The following is a 1584-nucleotide window of genomic DNA, read 5'->3' as shown; positions in this document are numbered from 1 at the left end:
TAGACACACCCCAGCAGGGAGTAGCTCTCTGAGTATGGAAACACACCATGCTTCTTTTCCGTTCCACTGACATGAACCATATGGAAGCTTAACTCCTTCAGAGTGAGGAGTATACCAGGAGAGGCAAGACCATCCAGAGCTGTGGACATTGAATCCCTGGCCCACACACACTACTGGGTAACAAGAGGAGATAGAGAGACCCCGCCTACACTCACTGGAAAAAGATAGGGGAAGAAGACAGAATAAGAACTCGCTCAACAACAGAAAGACCAATATGACACCACCAGAATCTAGGGACTCCACTCCAGCAAGATCTGAAAAGCCCAACACAGAGCATGAAGAAGAGATGGACCTCAAAAATTATCTCAGCAAGATGATAGAGACCTTTAAAGAGGAAACAAGAAAATCCCTTAAAGAAATAGAAGAAAAAGCAAGCAAAAAATTACACGAAATGGAGGAAAAGACAAACCAAAAAATTCAAGAAATAAACAAATCTCTTAAAGAATCTAAAGAAAGCCAAGAAAAAACAACCAAACAAGTGAAGGAAGCTCTTGAAACAGTTCAAAGCATGAAAGCTGAATTAGACACAATAAAGAAAACACAGAATGAGGCAATGCTGGAAATGGAAAGACTTGATAAACGATCAGGAACTAAAGACGTGAGTATAACTAATAGAATCCAAGAGACAGAAGAGAGAATCTCAGCTATTGAAGACTCGCTAGAGGATATACATTCATCAACCAAAGAAAACCTCAAGTCCAACAAATCCCTAACACAAAATATCCAGGAAATATGGGACACCTTAAAAAGACCCAACATAAGAATAATAGGTGTAGAAGAAGGTGAAGAAACACTGCTCAAAGGTACAGAAAACATATTCAACAAAATCATAGAAGAAAACTTCCCCAACCTACAGAAGGATATGCCTATGAAAGTACAAGAAGCTTACAGGACACCAAACAGACTGGACCACAAAAAGAAGTCCCCCCGACACATAATAATCAAAACACCAAATCTACAGAATAAAGAGGAAAATATTAAGAGCAGCAAAGGAAAAAGGCCAAGTAACATATAAAGGCAAACCAATCAGAATCACACCCGACTTCTCAATGGAAACTCTGAAAGCCAGAAGGTCCTGGATAGATATTCTACCTACACTAAGAGACCATGGATGCCAGCCCAGACTACTATACCCAGCAAAGCTTTCAATCATTATAGATGGAGAAAACAAGATATTCCATGACAAAACCAGATTCAAACAATACATATCCACCAATCCGGCCCTATAGAAACTTCTGGAAGGAAAACTGCAACCCAAGGAATTTAACTACAACCAGAAAAATATAGGCAATAGATAATCCCACTTTACCAAAAGCCAAAAGAAAAACGTGGTGGAAAGCCACACATAATATCACCACCACCACCAAATCCAAAACAAATAAGAAATGAACAATCAATGATCAATAATATCCCACAATATTAATGATCTTAACTAACCCATAAAAAGACACAGGTTAGCTGAATGGATAAGAAGTCAGAATCCATCCTTCTGCTGCATACAAGAAACTCACTTCAACTCCAAAG

At 39.0% G+C, this 1584-nt stretch carries 1 protein-coding gene; it reads left to right on the top strand.

Annotated elements, in window-relative coordinates; all coding sequences use genetic code 11:
- Positions 1-274: 274 nt before the first annotated feature.
- Positions 275-1075 carry an RBD-like domain-containing protein gene (locus KRZ98_RS22140; RefSeq protein WP_217675359.1) on the top strand — a complete coding sequence of 267 codons (801 nt, stop codon included), beginning with the start codon at positions 275-277 and terminating at the stop codon, positions 1073-1075.
- Positions 1076-1584 lie beyond the last annotated feature (509 nt).

Origin of the sequence: Sphingobium sp. AS12 (assembly GCF_019097845.1) — a bacterium.
In the GTDB taxonomy this organism is placed as follows: Bacteria; Pseudomonadota; Alphaproteobacteria; order Sphingomonadales; family Sphingomonadaceae; genus Sphingobium.
The sequence above is the reverse complement of the archived record's forward strand: the minus strand, read 5'-3'. Positions and strand labels throughout refer to the sequence as shown.